General features: G+C 72.7%; 19 protein-coding genes. 12 read left to right on the forward strand and 7 right to left on the reverse strand.

Translation table 11 applies throughout. The features are described from left to right. Positions 1-27: 27 nt before the first annotated feature. Positions 28-477 carry a methyltransferase family protein gene (locus ACFP6A_RS04595; protein WP_379601904.1) on the forward strand — a complete coding sequence of 150 codons (450 nt, stop codon included), beginning with the start codon at positions 28-30 and terminating at the stop codon, positions 475-477. Here ACFP6A_RS04595 and ACFP6A_RS04600 read toward each other — a convergent pair. The 3 genes from ACFP6A_RS04600 to ACFP6A_RS04610 are packed head-to-tail and all read right to left on the reverse strand — an operon-like array spanning position 432 to position 3812. Then, positions 432-1154, reverse strand: coding sequence for a hypothetical protein (locus tag ACFP6A_RS04600; protein WP_379601905.1), 723 nt, complete (start codon positions 1152-1154; stop codon positions 432-434). The genes ACFP6A_RS04595 and ACFP6A_RS04600 overlap by 46 nt on opposite strands. Further along, entirely contained in the window at positions 1138-1755 is a 618-nt protein-coding gene (locus tag ACFP6A_RS04605; RefSeq protein WP_379602164.1) for a carbonic anhydrase, read from the reverse strand. Before ACFP6A_RS04605 ends, ACFP6A_RS04600 begins: the two co-directional genes overlap by 17 nt. After that, positions 1755-3812 carry an alpha-amylase family protein gene (locus tag ACFP6A_RS04610; protein WP_379601907.1) on the reverse strand — a complete coding sequence of 686 codons (2058 nt, stop codon included), beginning with the start codon at positions 3810-3812 and terminating at the stop codon, positions 1755-1757. Before ACFP6A_RS04610 ends, ACFP6A_RS04605 begins: the two co-directional genes overlap by 1 nt. A 110-nt stretch (positions 3813-3922) precedes the next feature. Here ACFP6A_RS04610 and ACFP6A_RS04615 point away from each other — a divergent pair, with 110 nt between their 5' ends. From ACFP6A_RS04615 to ACFP6A_RS04630, 4 genes are read left to right on the forward strand one after another with little or no spacing between them, the layout of a single operon-like run. Beyond that, positions 3923-5227: an extracellular solute-binding protein gene (locus tag ACFP6A_RS04615; protein ID WP_379601909.1), complete on the forward strand. Its 1305-nt coding sequence runs from the start codon at positions 3923-3925 to the stop codon at positions 5225-5227. Then, positions 5224-6183: a carbohydrate ABC transporter permease gene (locus tag ACFP6A_RS04620; protein WP_379601910.1), complete on the forward strand. Its 960-nt coding sequence runs from the start codon at positions 5224-5226 to the stop codon at positions 6181-6183. Before ACFP6A_RS04615 ends, ACFP6A_RS04620 begins: the two co-directional genes overlap by 4 nt. After that, positions 6184-7032, forward strand: a complete 849-nt coding sequence (locus ACFP6A_RS04625; RefSeq protein ID WP_379601912.1) for a carbohydrate ABC transporter permease — start codon at positions 6184-6186, stop codon at positions 7030-7032. 45 nt (positions 7033-7077) lie between these two features. Beyond that, positions 7078-8367 (forward strand): ABC transporter ATP-binding protein, encoded by a 1290-nt coding sequence (locus ACFP6A_RS04630; RefSeq protein ID WP_379601914.1) that lies wholly within the window; start codon positions 7078-7080, stop codon positions 8365-8367. A gap of 29 nt (positions 8368-8396) precedes the next feature. Here ACFP6A_RS04630 and ACFP6A_RS04635 read toward each other — a convergent pair whose 3' ends face one another. After that, the gene (locus tag ACFP6A_RS04635; protein WP_379601915.1) at positions 8397-9305 is read right to left on the reverse strand and encodes a carbohydrate kinase; all 909 of its coding nucleotides are present in this window, start codon (positions 9303-9305) and stop codon (positions 8397-8399) included. Position 9306: 1 nt separating this feature from the next. Next, complete coding sequence (glpX, locus tag ACFP6A_RS04640; protein ID WP_379601917.1) at positions 9307-10338, reverse strand: class II fructose-bisphosphatase; 1032 nt, start codon at positions 10336-10338, stop codon at positions 9307-9309. A gap of 115 nt (positions 10339-10453) precedes the next feature. On the opposite strand from glpX, the gene ACFP6A_RS04645 reads away from it, so the two are divergent. Then, positions 10454-11026, forward strand: a complete 573-nt coding sequence (locus ACFP6A_RS04645; protein ID WP_379601918.1) for a DUF4245 domain-containing protein — start codon at positions 10454-10456, stop codon at positions 11024-11026. 4 nt (positions 11027-11030) lie between these two features. Here ACFP6A_RS04645 and ACFP6A_RS04650 read toward each other — a convergent pair whose 3' ends face one another. Together ACFP6A_RS04650 and xseA are read right to left on the reverse strand one after the other, a co-directional pair. Beyond that, positions 11031-11318: an exodeoxyribonuclease VII small subunit gene (locus tag ACFP6A_RS04650; RefSeq protein ID WP_379601920.1), complete on the reverse strand. Its 288-nt coding sequence runs from the start codon at positions 11316-11318 to the stop codon at positions 11031-11033. A 10-nt stretch (positions 11319-11328) separates the two neighbouring features. Beyond that, positions 11329-12600 (reverse strand): exodeoxyribonuclease VII large subunit, encoded by a 1272-nt coding sequence (gene xseA, locus ACFP6A_RS04655; protein WP_379601922.1) that lies wholly within the window; start codon positions 12598-12600, stop codon positions 11329-11331. Between xseA and ACFP6A_RS04660 the strand changes: the two genes are divergently transcribed. The 6 genes from ACFP6A_RS04660 to ACFP6A_RS04685 all read left to right on the forward strand — a co-directional run bounded on the left by ACFP6A_RS04660 (position 12593) and on the right by ACFP6A_RS04685 (position 17209). Further along, on the forward strand, positions 12593-13594 hold the full coding sequence (locus tag ACFP6A_RS04660; protein WP_379601923.1) for a 4-hydroxy-3-methylbut-2-enyl diphosphate reductase: 1002 nt from the start codon (positions 12593-12595) through the stop codon (positions 13592-13594). The genes xseA and ACFP6A_RS04660 overlap by 8 nt on opposite strands. Before the next feature lie 30 nt (positions 13595-13624). Continuing rightward, positions 13625-14704: a redox-regulated ATPase YchF gene (gene ychF / locus ACFP6A_RS04665; RefSeq protein WP_379601924.1), complete on the forward strand. Its 1080-nt coding sequence runs from the start codon at positions 13625-13627 to the stop codon at positions 14702-14704. Positions 14705-14960: 256 nt separating this feature from the next. Continuing rightward, positions 14961-15083 carry a hypothetical protein gene (locus ACFP6A_RS04670; RefSeq protein WP_379601926.1) on the forward strand — a complete coding sequence of 41 codons (123 nt, stop codon included), beginning with the start codon at positions 14961-14963 and terminating at the stop codon, positions 15081-15083. 132 nt (positions 15084-15215) lie between these two features. Next, positions 15216-15458, forward strand: coding sequence for an addiction module protein (locus tag ACFP6A_RS04675; RefSeq protein ID WP_379601927.1), 243 nt, complete (start codon positions 15216-15218; stop codon positions 15456-15458). Between the two features lie 108 nt (positions 15459-15566). Then, a complete protein-coding gene (locus ACFP6A_RS04680) occupies positions 15567-15770 on the forward strand; it encodes a hypothetical protein (protein WP_379601928.1) in 204 nt (67 codons plus the stop codon). Positions 15771-15973: 203 nt separating this feature from the next. After that, entirely contained in the window at positions 15974-17209 is a 1236-nt protein-coding gene (locus ACFP6A_RS04685) for an alkaline phosphatase PhoX (RefSeq protein ID WP_379601930.1), read from the forward strand. The last annotated feature ends 181 nt before the right edge of the window (positions 17210-17390 follow it).

Below are 17390 nucleotides of genomic sequence, written 5' to 3' on the forward strand. Positions count from 1 at the left end.
CCGTTGCGGCGTGCCAGGGTGGGGTCCGTGGATTCCCGGTACCCCCTCGTCGCCAGCCAGTTCACCGCGCTGGCCGTGCTCGCCTGGCCGGGCCGGCCGCGCTGGCGGCTGCCCGCCGCGGCCGCCGCCGGGGCAGGCGTGCTGACCGCCGCCGGTGGCGAGCTCGCCGAGGCCGGCGCCCGCGCCCAGGGCCGCCAGCTCTCCCCGTGGATCGCCCCGCCGAGGCAGGGCCGGCTGCTCACCAGCGGCCCGTACGCGGTGAGCCGCAACCCGATCTACGCCGGCCTGCTCGTCGGCGGGCTCGGGGTCGCCGTGCTGCGACGCCGGGTGCGGCCGCTGGCCGCCTGGACGTCGCTCGCGGTCGTGCTGCACGTCAAGTCCGGCAAGGAGGAGCAGGCGCTGCTGGAGCGCTTCGGCGCCGAGTACGAGGCCTACCGGCGCCGCGTGCCGCGGCTTCTCGGCGTCCCGCCGAGGTAGAGCAGGTACTCCAGTTCGCGCCCGGACCGTCGCACCGTGAGCCGTTCGACGTCGCAGCGCCCGCAGACGCGCACCAGCCGCTCGGCCAGGTCGGGTGCCTCGTGGCCCGACCACACGGCGAGCAGCCCGCCCGGGCGCAGCGCCGCCCGGGCCACGTCGAGCACCCCGCTGCCGTAGACCCGCGCGTTGCCCGGGTGCACGAGGAAGTGCGGGCCGTTGTCGACGTCCAGCAGGACGGCGTCCAGGGACCCGGGAGGCACCTGGCCGAGCACGTCGGCGACGTCACCGACGAGGACGTCGACACGCGGGTGGGCGAGCAGGTCCGGGTGGTCGGGGACGAGTCCGGCGCCCACCCAGCGCACGACGTCCGGCTCGACCTCCACGACGGTGACCCGCACCGGTCGGGGATCGGCGAGGGCGGCGGCGACGGTGTACCCCAGCCCCAGCCCGCCGACGAGCAGGTGCGGGGCCGGCGCGTCGACCCGGGCGAGCACCTCGGCGGCGAGGCGCCGCTCGGTGGAGGTGTCCGCCGAGTCCATCAGCAGGACGCCGTTGCTCACCAGCTCGACGGCGGCCCGCCCGTCGATCCGGCGACGGCGCAGGACGAGCTCGCCGAGGACGCCGTCGGCGCGGGCCAGCTCCACCGGCGCGGCCGGCTGGTCAGTCGGTGAGGTCACCGACGCCGTCGACGAGCCGGGTCCGTCCGTCGGCCAGGGCGTAGGTGAGGCCGATGACCGCGCAGCGCCTCGCCTCCAGGGCGTCGGAGAGCACCACGGACCGCTCCGCGAGGAGCCGGGCGGTGTGCCGGACGTGCTCGGCGACCAGGCCGTGCAGGTCGGTGGCGCCGCCGCGCCGGCCGGTCAGCACCGACGGCAGCACGCGTTCGACGACGTCCCGGACGTAGCCACCGGGCAGGACACCGGACTCGACCGCCTCGACGGTCGCCGCCACCGCGCCGCAACCGTCGTGGCCGAGGACGACGACGAGCGGGATGCCGAGTACGTCGACGCCGAACTCGACGGACCCCAGGACGCCGCTGTCGAGCACGTGCCCGGCCGTGCGGACGACGAACAGGTCACCCAGGCCCTGGTCGAAGACGGTCTCGGCGGCGACGCGGGAGTCCGAGCAGCCCAGCACGAGCGCCCAGGGCCGCTGGCCGTCGACGAGTTCGGCCCGTCGCGACGCGTCCTGCCGGGGGTGGGCCGGTTCGCCGTGGACGAACCTGGCGTTGCCCTCCTCGAGGGCCCGCCAGGCCTCGGTGGGTGTCCGGGGCGCGATCACGGCACCGCATCCTGCCGTACTCGAGCGCCGGCCACCCCTCGGCGGCCCGCGGCGCGGCCGCCCGGGGGGCGTTCCTCGTCACGCTCACCGAGCCACCACGCCGCGTACGGCGGCACGGCCAGCTCGTCGCCGGAGGCGCCCGGCTCGGTGTGCGGGGCGAACCCCGAGACGTGCTCCCACAGCCGCTGGAGCCCGGCGGCGCGGACCCGTCCGGCGGGCACCCGCTGCCAGGCGGAGCTGACGTTGTAGAGCTGGACGAGGGTCCCGGCGGCGTGCCGTCGCAGCAGGGCCAGCACGGCGTCGTTGCCGACGTCCAGCGGTACCGACTCGACGGCCGCGTGCAGCGACGGCAGACCGGCGCGGACCGCGGCGAGGTGCCGCAGCCCGGCGAACACCCGGCCCGGGACCGTGGCGGGGTCGTGCCGCTGCTCGGCGAGCGCCCAGTCCATCCGCGGCCGGTGCACCCACCGGTTGTCCGCCGCGTGGCCGGGCTCGGCCGCCCAGTGCGGGTCGCCGAGGTGCGCGAGCTCGTCACCGCTGTAGAGCAGCGGGACGCCGCCGAAGCCGTAGACCGCGGCGTGCAGCAGGAACAGCCGGCCGAGGGCCAGGTCGACCTCCTCGGCGCTGTCGTGCTCGAGCGCCGCCGCCAGCCCGGCGAGGGCGGCCGCGGACCCGCTGATCCGTGCGTCACCGGTGGCCGGGTTGTGCTGGAAGACCAGCCCGCGGGCGAAGGATCCGGGGTACCGGCCGGAGTAGAACGCGGACAGGAACGACCGGTGCGCCCAGCCGGACAGTCCCACCGCGGCGGCGTCCGCGTCGTCCACCGCCCAGCCGATGTCGTCGTGGCACCGGACGTAGGTGGCCCACGCGGTCCCGACCGGCTTGGGCGGCCGTCCCGTCAACGACTGCCGGGCCAGGTCGGCCCGCCCCGTGGCGAGGGCCGACCACAGCTGCACCATGAACGAGTTGTGGTAGGCGAGGTCGCTCACCCGGCCGGCGCGCCGACCGGTGCCCAGGTAGGCGGTGAGCCGGTCCGGCGCCACGATCGCCTCGGCCTTGAACACGACGCTCGGGGCCGCCACCCGGGTCGCCGCCCGTAGCGCCTGGACGATCGCGTGGACCTCCGGCTGCCCCTGGCAGTCGGTGCCCATCCGCTTCCAGATGAAGGCGACCGCGTCCAGGCGCAGGACGTCGACGCCGAGGTTCGCCAGGTCCAGCACGACTCCCAGCATCTCCAGCAGCACCTCGGGGTTGGCCCAGTTGAGGTCCCACTGGAAGGAGTTGAACGTCGTCCACACCCAGCCGCCGCGGCCGCCGAGGAGATCAGGGTCGTGGGTGAAGGAGCCGGGGGCGAAGTCGGGGAACACCTCCGGCAGGGTCCGCTCGTAGGCGGCCGGCGTCGTCCGGTCGGCGAACACGTGGAAGAACCGGCTGAGCCGTTCGTCGCCTGCGCGGGCGCCGACCGCCCACTCGTGCTCGCGGGCGACATGGTTGAGGACGAGGTCGACCGTCAGCGAGATGCCGGCCTCGTGCAGCCGGTCCGCGAGGTCGGCCAGGTCCTGCACCGTCCCCAGGTGCGGACGGACCCGCCGGTAGTCGGCGACCGCGTAGCCGCCGTCGTCACCGCCCTCGGCGGACGGGTCGACGTCCGTGCGCGTCGCCAGCAGCGGCATGAGGTGCAGGTAGCCGACCCCGAGCTCGCGCAGGTAGCCGATCCGGTCCGCGACCCCGCGCAGGGTGCCGGCGAACCGGTCGGCGTAGGCGACGTAGCCGACGACGTCCGGCTGCTGGAACCAGTCAGGGCGCAGCAGCCGCTGGGCGTCCCGGTGACGCAGCGCCGGCCGTCGGGCGGCCGCGGCGGCCCCGACCCGGGCGGCTACCCGCGCGGTGAGCTCCTCGGCGTCCGGGTAGACGTCGGCGAGGCCGTCGAGGACGTCCGGGCCCCACCTGTGCCAGCGGTCGACGAGCTGCTCGACGACGTGCTCCGGCAGGTCCGATGCGCTGTCGCGCAGCGCCACCAGCGCCCGCTCCAGCGGGGGGCTCGGGTCGTTCACCGGTGGGACGGTACCGGCGTCCGGGTGGCGCACGGACGTCGCGGGCGGTAGGACCGGGGGACACACCGGCGACGACGCCGGGTGGCCGACGGCTGGCGAGGAGGGGACTCGTGGCACGACGACCTTCGGGACGCAGCGGGGCGGGGGCGGCCGCGGTCGCCGTCGGTGCCCTGCTCACCCTCACGGCGTGCGGTGGTGAGGCGGGTGGTCCCCCGACGCTCACCTGGTACGTCAACCCGGACGCCGGCGGGCAGGAGCGGATCGCCGAGCAGTGCACCGAGGAGTCCGGCGGGGCGTACCAGATCGACCTGCAGCGGCTGCCGCGGGACGCCCCCGGTCAGCGCGAGCAGCTCGTCCGGCGCCTGGCCGGCAACGACACCTCCGTCGACCTGATGAGCCTGGACCCGCCGTTCATCCCGGAGTTCGCCGCCGCCGGCTACCTCGCCGACGTCCCCCCGGACGTCGCCGAGGAGGTGACCGAGGACGTCGTCGAGGGCGCCCTGGCCGGCGCCACCTGGAAGGACGAGCTCGTCACCCTGCCGTTCTGGGCGAACACGCAGCTGCTGTGGTACCGCCAGTCCGTCGCCGAGGAGGCCGGGCTCGACATGGAGCAGCCGGTCACCTGGGAGCAGGTCGTCGACGCCGCGGAGCAGACCGGGACGACGGTCGCCGTCCAGGGCACCCGGGCGGAGTCGATGACGGTGTGGGTCAACGCCCTCATCGAGTCGGCCGGCGGGCAGATCCTGGAGAACCCCGAGGCCGAGGCCACCGAGTACGAGCTGGGGATCGCCTCGGAGGCCGGACGCCGAGCCGCCGAGATCATCGAGGACATCGCCGACTCCGGTGTCGGCGGCCCGCAGCTCGCCACCGCGAACGAGGACATCAACGCCTCGATGTTCGAGAGCGAGGACGCCGGGTTCATGGTGAACTGGCCGTTCGTCTACCAGCGGGCGGCCGGGTACGTGGAGGCCGGCAACCTGGAGCGCTCCGAGTTCGAGGACTACGGCTGGGCGGTGTACCCGCGCGCGGTGGAGGGAGAGGAGTCGCGTCCCCCCTACGGCGGCATCAACATCGGGGTGAGCGCGCTGAGTGAGAACGTCGACCTGGCGTTCGAGGCAGGTCGCTGCATCGTCCAGGCGGAGCACCAGAAGCAGTACTTCCTGTCCGACGGCAACCCGCCCGCCAAGGCCTCCGTCTACGACGACCCCGAGGTCGTCGAGCAGTACCCGATGGCCGAGACCATCCGGGAGTCGCTGGAGAACGCCGCCCCGCGGCCGCAGACGCCGTACTACAACGAGATCTCCGTCGGGATCCAGCGCACGTGGCAGCCGCCGTCGTCAGTGGATCCGCAGACCACCCCGGAGCGCTCCGAGGAGCTCATCACCGACGTCCTGAGAGGGGAGGCGCTGCTGTGAGCACACTGGCCAAGCAGCCGCCGCACGGCGAGGCCGAGAGCGAGCAGGCCGACCGGACGGTGCGCAGGCTGCGCTCCGACCGCGCTCGCGGCGAGCGCCGGCTGGGCTGGATGCTCGCCGGCCCGGCGTTCGTCGTCATGCTCGCCGTCACCGCCTACCCGATCCTGCAGGCGATGTACGACTCGCTGTTCGCCTACCGGCTCACCGACCCGGAGTCCCGGCGGTTCGTCGGCCTCAACAACTACGCGGTCATCCTCACTGACCCGGTGTGGTGGAACGCGTTCGGGGTGACCGTGCTCATCACGGTGGTGACCGTGCTCGTCGAGCTGGTGCTCGGTTTCGCGCTCGCGCTGGTCATGATGAAGGCGCTGAGCACGATCCGGCCGGTGCTGCGCACCGCCATCCTCATCCCCTACGCGATCATCACCGTGGTCTCCGCGTTCGCGTGGTTCTTCGCGTTCGACATCACCAGCGGCTTCGTCAACCCGACCTTCGGCCTGGAGGGCACCGACTGGTTCGCCAGCTTCCCCACCGCGGTCTCGGTGATCATGATGTCGGAGATCTGGAAGACCACGCCGTTCATCTCTCTGCTCATCCTCTCCGGCCTGGCCCAGGTCCCGGAGGACCTGCAGGAGGCGGCCAAGGTCGACGGCGCGACGTGGTGGCAGCGGATGTGGAAGGTGACGATCCCGAACATGAAGGCAGCCATCATGGTCGCCCTGCTGTTCCGCACCCTGGACGCGTTCCGCATCTTCGACAACGTCTTCATCATGACCGGCGGTGCGGCCGGCACCGAGACGCTCTCGTTCGGCGCGTACCGGCAGACCATCTCCCGGCTGGAGATCGGGCTGGGCTCGGCGTACTCGGTGCTGCTGTTCCTCTCGGTGGTGGCCATCGCGCTGGGCTTCATCAAGATCTTCAAGGTGGACCTGTCCCAGGCGAGGGGGGAGAAGTAGATGGACTCGCAGAACTACTCCACGAGGGAGAAGGTCCTGTGGTGGGTGGTCGGTCTGCTGATCGTCGCCTACGCGCTCGTCCCCGTCGCCTGGATCGTCTCGCTGAGCCTCAAGCGCGGCGCGGACCTGTCCTCGCAGACGTTCCTGCCGCCCGACCCGACGACGGAGAACTACGAGCTCATCCTCAGCGGGTCGGCGTCCGACCTCTTCCTGCCGGCGCTGCGGAACTCGATCGGGATCTCGCTCATCGCCACGCTCATCGCGGTGGTCCTGGCGATGTTCGCGGCGTACGCGATCGCGCGGCTCGACTTCCCCGGCAAGAAGGTGATCCTCACCACCGCCCTGGCGGTCGCCATCTTCCCGGTGATCTCCATCGTGACCCCGCTGTTCAACGTGTGGCGGACGATCGGGCTCTACGACACCTGGCCGGGTCTGATCATCCCGTACATGTCGCTGACCCTGCCGATCTCGATCTGGACGCTGTCGGCGTTCTTCCGGGAGATCCCCTGGGAGATGGAGCAGGCGGCCCAGGTCGACGGCGCGACCTCGTGGCAGGCCTTCCGCAAGGTCATCGTCCCGCTCGCGGCGCCCGGGGTGTTCACCACCGCGATCATCGCGTTCTTCATCGCCTGGAACGACTTCGTCTACGGCATCTCGCTCACCTCGACCGAGGCCTCCCGGCCGGTGCCCGCCGCGCTGGCGCTGTTCACCGGGGCGTCCCAGTTCGAGGAACCGACCGGCGCGATCTCGGCCGCGGCGGTGATCGTCACGATCCCCGTGGTCGTGCTCGTCCTCATCTTCCAGCGGCGCATCGTCGCCGGCCTGACCAACGGTGCGGTCAAGGGCTGACGCCCGACGCCCCGGGCGACACCCTCGGACAAGGAGTAGCGGACCATGGCAGCGATCGAGCTCAAGCACATCGAGAAGGTCTACGGCGACGGCTTCAAGGCCGTGAAGGACGTCAACCTCGACATCGCCGACGGCGAGTTCATGATCCTCGTCGGCCCGTCCGGCTGCGGCAAGTCCACCCTGCTGCGGATGATCGTCGGTCTGGAGGACATCAGCGACGGCGAGCTGCTCATCGACGGCAAGCGCGTCAACGAGAAGGCGCCGCGCGAGCGGAACCTGTCGATGGTGTTCCAGAACTACGCGCTGTACCCGCACCTGACCGTCTTCGAGAACATCGCCTTCCCGCTCCGACTGGCCAGGGGCAAGCACAGCGAGGAGGAGATCCGGGCCAAGGTGCAGCGCGCCGCCGACCTGCTCGAGCTCAACGAGCACCTCGACCGCAAGCCGGCCAACCTCTCCGGCGGCCAGCGCCAGCGGGTCGCGATGGGCCGGGCCATCGTGCGGGACGCCGACGCGTTCCTGTTCGACGAGCCGCTGTCGAACCTCGACGCCAAGCTGCGTGGGCAGATGCGCACCGAGATCGCCCGGATGCAGCGCCGGCTGGGGACGACGACCGTCTACGTCACCCACGACCAGACCGAGGCGATGACGCTCGGCGACCGGGTGGCCGTGCTGCGAGCCGGGGTCCTGCAGCAGGTCGCCAGCCCGCGGGAGCTGTACGAGCAGCCGGTGAACCTCTTCGTCGCCGGGTTCATCGGGTCACCGCCGATGAACTTCATGCCCGGGCGGGTGGAGGGCCGCACCCTGCACCTGCCGTTCGTCGACGTCGAGCTCGCTCCGGACGTCGCCGAGCGCGTCGGTGGACGCGACCTCGTCATCGTCGGGGTCCGTCCCGAGCACTTCGAGGACGCCAGCGTCCTGGACGAGAACAAGCAGAGCCGGGGGGTCGTGTTCGAGGCGGACGTCGACGTCACCGAGTGGCTCGGGGACTCGCTGTACGCCTACCTGCCGTTCGAGCCGGACCCGCAGGTGCAGGACAAGCTCGAGGAGCTCGACCGTGAGCTCGACGGCGAGGGGATGCGCACCCAGCTCGTCGTCTCCCTCGACGGGATGAGCCGGGTCCGCGAGGGCGAGCGCGCCCGCCTGTGGTTCGACGCTCGCCGGATGCACCTGTTCGACCCGGAGACCGGCGAGAACCTGACCCGGGACGAGCAGGAGGCGGCTCGGATCAACGAGGAGAACGAACGGGCCCGCACGGAGGCGCTGGAGCGGGCACGGGAGGCCGAGCGGCGGGCCGAGGAGAAGAACGGGGGCGGCGAGCGGCAGAGCGCCTGAGGGCGGGTGCGGTTGCCCGGCCGGTCCCGTCAGGCGACCTCTTCCCGGCGCGGCGGGTCCGCGCCGGGACGGGACACCGTCACGGCGGCCACCCTCGCGGCGTGCTCGACGGCCTCGCGCAGCCGCTGGCAGCCGATCGCCGTCAGGTCCTCCCGCCGGTCCCCGCCGAGCAGTCCCGCCGTCCACAGCGCGTCGAGCAGCCCGGCGGTGAACGAGTCCCCGGCGCCGACGGTGTCCGCCACCTCGACCGCCGGGCTCGGCACGTCCACCACGCCGTCCCGGCAGACCGCGGTCGCGCCCGCGGCGCCGCGGGTGAGCACGACGAGCGCCGGCCCCGTGCCGAGCCACTGCTCGACGAGGTGCTCCGGTCGGGTCCCGGGCGCCAGCCAGAGGGCGTCCTCCTCGCTGAGCTTGACGACGTCCGAGGCTGCGACCATGGCCTCGACCTGGGGTCGGACGGCGACCGGCGCGCCCATGAGGTCCGGGCGCAGGTTCGGGTCGTAGCTGACCGTGGCGTGGTGCCGGGCTCCCAGCACGATCCGCTCCACGGTGGCGGCACCCGGCTGGAGCACCGCGGCCAGCGACCCGGTGTGCACGACGAGCGGGTCCGGCGGCAACGGGACGCGCGGCAGCGACCACTGCAGGTCGAAGGTGTACGTCGCCACGCCGTCGGCGTCCAGGACCGCCCGGGCGACCGACGTCGGCGCGGCCGTGACGGAGCCCTCGACCACATGGACCCCGGAGCGGGTCAGGTGCTCGCGGACCAGCCGGCCCCGGTCGTCGTCCCCGAGCCGGGTCAGCAGGTGCGTGGGGCGGCCGAGCCGGGCCAGGCCGAGGGCGACGTTCGCGGGACTGCCGCCGGGGTGCTCGGTGAGCGTCCCGTCGGGCCGGGTGACGACGTCGACGAGCGCCTCCCCGACCACGAGGGCGTCGCCCACCTCAGCGCCACCCGCCGAAGTCCACCGAGGAGAAGGCCGCCAGCTTGCGCACCTGGTGCTCGGCCTCGACGAGCCGGATCGTCCCGGACTTGGAGCGCATGACGATCGACTGGGTGGTGATCGTGCCGCGCCGGTAGCGCACGCCCTTGAGCAGGTTGCCGTCGGTGATGCCGGTGCCGACGAAGTAGCAGTTGTCGCCGCGGACGAGGTCGTCGGTGAGCAGGACCCGGTCGAGGTCGTGGCCGGCGTCCAGGGCCTTGCGCCGCTCGGCGTCGTCCCGCGGCCAGAGCCGGCCCTGGATCACCCCGCCCATGCACTTGAGGGCGCACGCGGCGATGATCCCCTCGGGCGTGCCGCCGATCCCCAGCATGAGGTCGACGCCGGTCCCCTCCCGGGCGGCCATGATCGCCCCCGCCACGTCCCCGTCGGTGATGAACTCGATCCGGGCGCCGGCGTCCCGGACCTCGCGGGCGAGCTGCTCGTGGCGGGGCCGGTCGAGCATGACGACCGTCACGTCGTCCGCGCTGCCGCCCTTGGCCTTGGCGAGCCGGCGGATGTTCTCCCCTACCGGCAGGCGGATGTCGACGACCTCGGCGCCCTCCGGTCCGGTGGCGAGCTTCTCCATGTAGAAGACCGCGCTCGGGTCGAACATCGAGCCGCGTTCGGAGACCGCCAGGACCGACAGCGCGTTGTTCATCCCCATCGCGGCGAGCCGGGTCCCGTCGATCGGGTCGACCGCGACGTCGCACTCCGGCCCGGTGCCGTCGCCGACCTGCTCGCCGTTGAACAGCATCGGGGCGTCGTCCTTCTCGCCCTCGCCGATGACCACCGTGCCCCGCATCTCGACGGTGGCGATGAGGGCCCGCATCGCCTCGACCGCCGCGCCGTCCGCGCCGTTCTTGTCACCGCGCCCGACCCAGCGGCCGGCCGTCATCGCGGCCGCCTCGGTCACCCGGACGAGCTCCAGGCCGAGGTTGCGGTCCGGCACCCGCGGGTCGACGGCCGGCTCGGCGGGGACGACGGTCTCGGGCATGCGCTGACTCCTCGGCTCGGTATCAGGTCGGCTCGGTACCAGGTCGGCTCGGTACCAGGACGGCTCGGTGTCGGGTCCGTGGCGATGCTATCGGCGGCGGTGGCACCATGCCGGGGTGAACGAGTCGCCGACGGGTCAGGCCACGACGGGCCAGCCCACGACGGGTACGGCGGCCCCGCCGCGGCGGGGCCGGCAGACCGTCGCCGACATGCTCCGGTCCCTGGCCGTCGTCGGCGTCGCCGTGGCGGCGCTCGTCCTGCTGCTGCCCCGGCCGGCCGAGCCGCTGCGCCAGCCGGTGGACGTCGCGGGCGCGGTCGAGGTCGCCCGGACCGCCGGCCTCGACGTCGCGGTCCCCGCGGTGCCCGAGGACTGGCGGCCCAACGACGCCCGCTACCGGGAGCGTGGCCCCGCCGAGGTGCCGACGTTCCACGTCGGCTACGTCACCGGCTCCGGGGAGTACGCGGGCCTGGAGGTCACCGACGCGGCGACGCCCCAGTGGCTGGAGGCGACGACCGCCCGCGGTACCGAGGTCGGCACCCAGGTGGTCACAGGTCGGACGTGGAGCGAGCGGCTGTCCGAGGACGGCCGCCGGCGCAGCCTCGTGCTGGACGACGGGCCGCGCACGACGGTGGTCACCGGGACCGCGACGATGGACGAGCTGGTCCTGCTCGCCGGACTGGTCGGCTGAGCGGTCAGTCCTCTCGCGGGGCGCCGTCACCGGCCACGGTGTCGTCCTCCACAGTGTCGTCCGCGTCCCCAGCGGCGATGGCCGCGTCGAGCCGCCGCCGGGCACCGTCCAGCCACTGCTCGCACCGGGCCGCCAGCGCCTCGCCGCGCTCCCACAGCGCCAGGGACTCCTCGAGCGTGCCGCCGCCGGCCTCCAGGCGACGAACCACCTCGACCAGCTCGTCGCGGGCCTGCTCGTAGCCGAGGTCGGCGACGTCGTCCGCGGCGTCCCCGGTGCCGGTGCGTTCGCTCACGGCGACCACCCTAGGACGTCTCTCCGGCCGGCTCGGTGACCTGCGCGCCGATCTCGCCCTCTGCCAGCCGGACCCGCAGCCGGTCGCCGGGGGAGACCTCGGCCGGGGAGCGGACGACGTGCCCGTCGGCGCGCTGCACCACCGCGTAGCCGCGCTGCAGCGTCGATGCCGGCGACAGCGTCCGCACAGCCCCCGACAGGTGCCGCACCTCGTCGCCGGCCCGGTCGAGCCGGACCGACAGCGCCCGGCGGGCCCGCTCCCGCCCTGCTCGGATCTGCTCGGCGCGCTCGGTGATCCCCCGGTAGGGGTCGGCGAGGGCCGGGCGGCTGCGCAGCGCGGTGAGCCGGTCGCCCTCGACGTCCAGCCGGTGGCGCACGGCCCGGCGCAGCCGGTCGCGGGTGTGCGCCAGCCCGGCCAGCTCCTCGGCGACCGCGGGGACCACCCGGCGGCCGGCGTCCGTGGGGGTGGAGGCGCGCACGTCGGCGACGAGGTCGACCAGCGGGGAGTCCACCTCGTGGCCGATCGCGCTGACCACGGGGGTGCGGCAAGCGGCCACCGCCCGGACCAGGGTCTCGTTGCTGAACGGCAGCAGGTCCTCCAGGGAGCCGCCGCCCCGGGCGAGCACGATGACGTCGACCTCGGGCAGCGCGTCGAGCTCGGCGAGCGCCGCGGTCACCTGCGGCACGGCGTCCGGGCCCTGGACGACGACCTGGCGGACCTCGAACCGCACCCCCGGCCAGCGGCGCCTGGCCGTGACCACCACGTCCCGCTCGGCGGCGCTGGCGCGGCCGCAGACCAGCCCGACGACCCGGGGCAGGAACGGCAGCGGCCGGCGGCGGGCGGGGTCGAGGAGACCTTCGGCGGCCAGCACCCGCTTGAGGTACTCGATGCGGGCGAGCAGCTCACCGACCCCGACCGGGCGGATCTCCCCGGCGGTCAGCTGCAGCACTCCCCGCTTCGGCCAGAACTCCGGCTTGGCCCGCACCACGACCCGGGCGCCGGGCTCCAGCTGCACCGGTAGGGCGTCGAGCAGCCGGGTGCCCGCGGTCACCGGCAGGGACATGTCGACGTCGGTGTCCCGCAGGGTCAGGTAGCAGGTGCTCGCACCGGGACGCCGGGTCAGCTGCACGACCTGCCCCTCGACCCACACCGGCGGCATCCGGTTGACGTACTCGGTCATCTTCGCCGTCAGCAGCCGGACCGGCCACGGGTGCTCCGCCGAGGTCTGGGCGGCGGTGGCGGGGACCCGGCGGGGCGCGTCGGGGCGGGGAGCGGTGCTCACCGGGTCAACCTACGATGGGTGGGTGACTGCCTCGACCGACGGAACCACGCGACGGGTGCTGCTCGCGGCCCCCCGCGGCTACTGCGCCGGCGTGGACCGCGCCGTCGTCGCGGTCGAGAAGGCCCTGGAGCTGCACGGCGCCCCGGTGTACGTCCGCAAGGAGATCGTCCACAACAAGTACGTCGTGCAGACGCTCAGCGAACGCGGGGCGGTGTTCGTCGAGGAGACCGACCAGGTGCCCGAGGGGGCTCTGGTGATCTTCTCCGCGCACGGCGTGTCTCCGGCCGTCCACGCGCAGGCCGAGGCGCGCGGGCTGCGCACGATCGACGCCACCTGCCCGTTGGTGACGAAGGTGCACCGGGAGGCGGTCCGGTTCGCCCGGGACGACGTCGACATCCTGCTCATCGGCCACCAGGGGCACGAGGAGGTGGAGGGCACCGCGGGGGAGGCGCCCGAGCACGTCCAGCTCGTCGACGGCCCGGACGACGTCGACAAGGTCACGGTCCGCGACCCCGAGCGGGTTGTGTGGCTGTCCCAGACGACGTTGAGCGTCGACGAGACGATGGAGACCGTGCGGCGGTTGCGCGAGCGGTTCCCGGCGCTGCAGGACCCCCCGAGCGACGACATCTGCTACGCGACCCAGAACCGCCAGGTCGCCGTCAAGAAGATCGCGCCCGAGGCCGACCTCGTCATCGTCGTCGGCTCGGCGAACTCCTCGAACTCGGTGCGTCTGGTCGAGGTCGCCCTCGACCACGGGGCACGAGCCGCCCGGCGGGTGGACCGGGCCGCGGAGCTCCAGGACGCCTGGCTGGAGGGGGTCAGCACCGTCGGGGTGACCTCCGGGGCGTCGGTGCCGGAGATCCTCGTCCGCGACGTCCTGGACTGGCTCGCCGCCCGCGGCTTCGGCGACGTCCACGAGGTGCGCACCGCCGAGGAGGACCTGCTGTTCTCGCTGCCGCGCGAGCTGCGGCCGGCCCGGACCGCGGGCCGGTAGCCGCCCGCGGGCACGTAGGCTCTGCGTCCCGTGGCTCTCACCATCGGCATCGTCGGCCTGCCTAACGTCGGCAAGTCCACCCTGTTCAACGCGCTCACCCGGAACTCGGTGCTCGCCGCGAACTACCCCTTCGCGACGATCGAGCCGAACGTCGGCGTCGTCCCGCTGCCCGACCCCCGGCTCGACCGGCTCGCCGAGATCTTCGGCAGCGCCCGCGTCATGCCGGCGACGGTGTCGTTCGTCGACATCGCCGGCATCGTCCGCGGCGCGAGCGAGGGGGAGGGGCTCGGCAACAAGTTCCTGGCGAACATCCGCGAGGCCGACGCCGTCTGCCAGGTGATCCGGGCGTTCGAGGACCCGGACGTCGTCCACGTCGAGGGCCGCGTCGACCCCCGGTCGGACATCGAGACGATCAACACCGAGCTCGTCCTCGCCGACCTGCAGACCCTGGAGAAGGCGCTGCCGCGACTGGAGAAGGAGGTCAAGGGCAAGCGGACCGACCGGGCGGTGCTCGACGCCGCGCTCGCCGCCCAGCGCGTGCTCGAGGAGGGCCGGACCCTCGCCGCCGCGTCCGCCGAGCTCGACCTCGAGCCGCTGCGCGAGCTGTCCCTGCTGACGACGAAGCCGTTCATCTACGTCTTCAACGTCGACCAGGAGGGCCTGGCCGACCAGGCGCTGCGCGAGCGGCTGCAGGCGCTCGTCGCACCGGCCGAGGCGATCTTCCTCGACGCGAAGCTGGAGGCAGAGCTCACCGAGTTGGAGCCGCAGGAGGCCGCCGAGCTGCTCGCCAGCACGGGCCAGGAGGAGTCAGGGCTGGACCAGCTGGCCCGGGTCGGGTTCGCCACCCTCGGCCTGCAGACGTACCTCACCGCCGGCCCCAAGGAGGCCCGCGCCTGGACCATCCGGAGAGGCTGGACGGCGCCCCAGGCGGCCGGGGTGATCCACACCGACTTCCAGCGGGGGTTCATCAAGGCCGAGGTGGTCTCCTACGAGGACCTCGTCGAGGCCGGGTCGATGGCCGAGGCCCGGGCCCGGGGCAAGGTGCGCATCGAGGGCAAGGACTACGTCATGGCCGACGGGGACGTCGTGGAGTTCCGCTTCAACGTCTGAGCCGGCGCGTTGCGCAGCTGTCCAGGTGCTCCGCGACCACATCGGAACCAGCGGCGACCTCATCTTCTGGTGCTGAGCCGGAATGGCCGTTGACCATCTATTTAGTGGAGGATCATCTCGGCTATATGAGAACTGAGGCGCCGCTCCTCGCTCCGATCTCCCGGTCGGACGGTCAGGCACGCCTGCTGTCCACATTGTTGCTCCCGGCGATGAGCTGAGCGCGGTCTACGAGGCGTGCACCCGGGTCGAGGCCGCTGTGCACCGTCCCGTGCACCCGGCGATCCTCACGCCTGGGGAGTTCGCCGTCCCCTCCGGGTTCCTGGACAACGTGCGCAGCGGCCCGGCGGTCCCCGTGATCTGGGAGCTGCCGTGGCGCTGACTCCGCTCGCCCGGTGTCAGCAGGCGACAGTGCTCGGCCTCCGTGGAGGCACGCCGCCACCACACTGTGCCCGCGGATCGTCTGCGCGGTCTGGTTCCTGCGCCAGCGTCACGGCTGGAGTAGTTTGAGGGCATGCCGCTGAGCGCATCGGAGTTCTACGAGGCGGGCCTTGCCCTGCCTCCCTCGGTGCGCAAGGACGTTGCCCTCCGGCTACTCGAGTCGGTCGAGGTCGTCGATGACGACTCGATCGAGGAGGCGTGGACGAACGAACTCTCGTCTCGCGTGGACGACATCGTGAGCGCCAAGGTCGCGGCCATTCCCGGTGAGCAGGTGTTCGCCGACATTGCGGCACGTCCGGTCGCGCACGACGCATGACCCTCGCCTTCAGCTTCCACCCGGAAGCCCGGGCCGAGTTCATGGCTGATGTCGAGTGGTACGACGCCCGTGAGGCTGGCGTAGGTGGCCGCTTTGCGGGAGCGGTCCGTGCTCATCGACGTCGCCGCGGATGACCCCGCGGCGTGGGCGACGTGGCCTGGTTGGCGGCGTGAGCCGGTGGTGCGGTCGAAGGGCGTGACCGGCTTTCCCTACCGGGTCGTGTACATCGTTGATCACGACGTGCTGACAATCGTGGCCGTGGCTCACGTCAAACGGCGACCCGGCTACTGGCGAGATCGAACCACCCCCTGATGCACCGATGCATCGCAGCGATCCTCTTGTGACTGCCCGGTGAGGTGGTCGGGCAAGGCCGCGGCGGGCTCGACGTGGTGGTGCTGCCGATTCGTCGACCGGAGCCAGCGCAGTCGCCACGCGTGGTTGTCCAGCGGTTCACCACGGCCTCCTAGCGTCCGGACCGTCCTGCTCATCCACCGCTCGACCTCCGTGGAGGAACCGTGTTCAAGCCCGCCCTCGCCGCCGGCGCCGCCGGCGTCGCACTGCTCGGCATGGCCGCTCCGGCCGCCGCCAACGGCCCGTTCGACGTCGAACCGATCTCAGGCTCCGCCTACGCCGACCAGACCGCCGAATGGACCGAACCGTTCGTCGTCCCGGACACCTGCACCCAGCGGCTGGTCGCCGACGAGACCGTTCTGGACATCTATCCAGGGGTCGACGACCTCACCGACATGAACACCCTCAACGAGACCGGCAAGTACGCCGGGCGCTACCTGTACCGCACGCACGAGGTCGGCAGCAACGGCTCGCTGTCGGTGGTGGACCTGCGGACCGGCGAGGCCAAGGTCCTCGTCCAGGACGAGGGCTACCGCCGGCTGGACGGGCTGCGGTGGACCCCCTGGGGCACCCTGCTGTTCGCCGAGGAGACGGCCGGTGGCCGGCTGTTCGAGGCGTTCCTCGACCCCAAGGACCCCTCGCAGGTCCTCCGCGTCGAGGAGCGCCCTGAGGTCGGCATCATGCGCCACGAGGGCATCGGCGTCGACGAGCAGGGCAGCGTGTACGTCATCGACGAGCTCAACGGCGGTTCGATCTACCGCTTCGTGCCGACCACCCGCGGCGACTTGTCCGACGGCCAGCTCTACGCCCTCCGGCTGACCGACCTGGCCGAGGACGAGCAGGAGTACGCCGAGGAGACGGCGGTCCTGGCCGACCGCGTCGGACCGTACGAGTGGGTGCCGCTGGACATGGCGACCGCCGTGGTGGACGCCGAGCAGGCTGCCGACGACGTCAACGCCACCGGCTTCGGTCGTCCGGAGGACGTCGAGCTCATCGGCAACACGCTCTACGTCGCCAACACCACCGAGGACCGGGTCGTCGCGATCGACCTCAAGACCGAGGTGCTCACTACGTTCGTGGGAGCCGGAGTGAACGTGCCGGTCGAGGACCGCGCGACGGCGACCACCGGCTTCAACGGCCCGGACAACCTGGCCAGCAGCACTAACGGTCAGCTGTTCATCGTCGAGGACAACGTCCCCAGCGACATCTGGGTGGCGAGCAAGCACGACAAGAGCACGAGCGGCGTCGCCGACGACGTCGAGCTGTTCGCCTCGCTGAAGGACCCGGGAGCCGAGGGCACCGGGATCTACTTCGGCAAGGACCCGCGGACGCTCTACGTCAACGTCCAGCACCCCGCCAAGCCCGAGGCCGACGGCACCTGGGCGATCACCTGCCGCTGATCGAGCGACTCGAAGGCCCGCCGCGGCGGCCCTTCACCCCCCGTCGTGCGGGCATGGCGTGGGGTGAGGGCCGCCGCGGCCACGTCGTGCGGGCATGACGTGGGGTGCGAGCCGCAGCGGTCAGCTGCGCCGTCTCGACTCGCGGACACGTCTCGGGTCGGTCTCATCTCGGTAACACCCC

It is taken from the genome of Quadrisphaera sp. GCM10027208 (assembly GCF_042658805.1).
In the GTDB taxonomy this organism is placed as follows: domain Bacteria; phylum Actinomycetota; class Actinomycetes; order Actinomycetales; family SCSIO-59966; genus SCSIO-59966.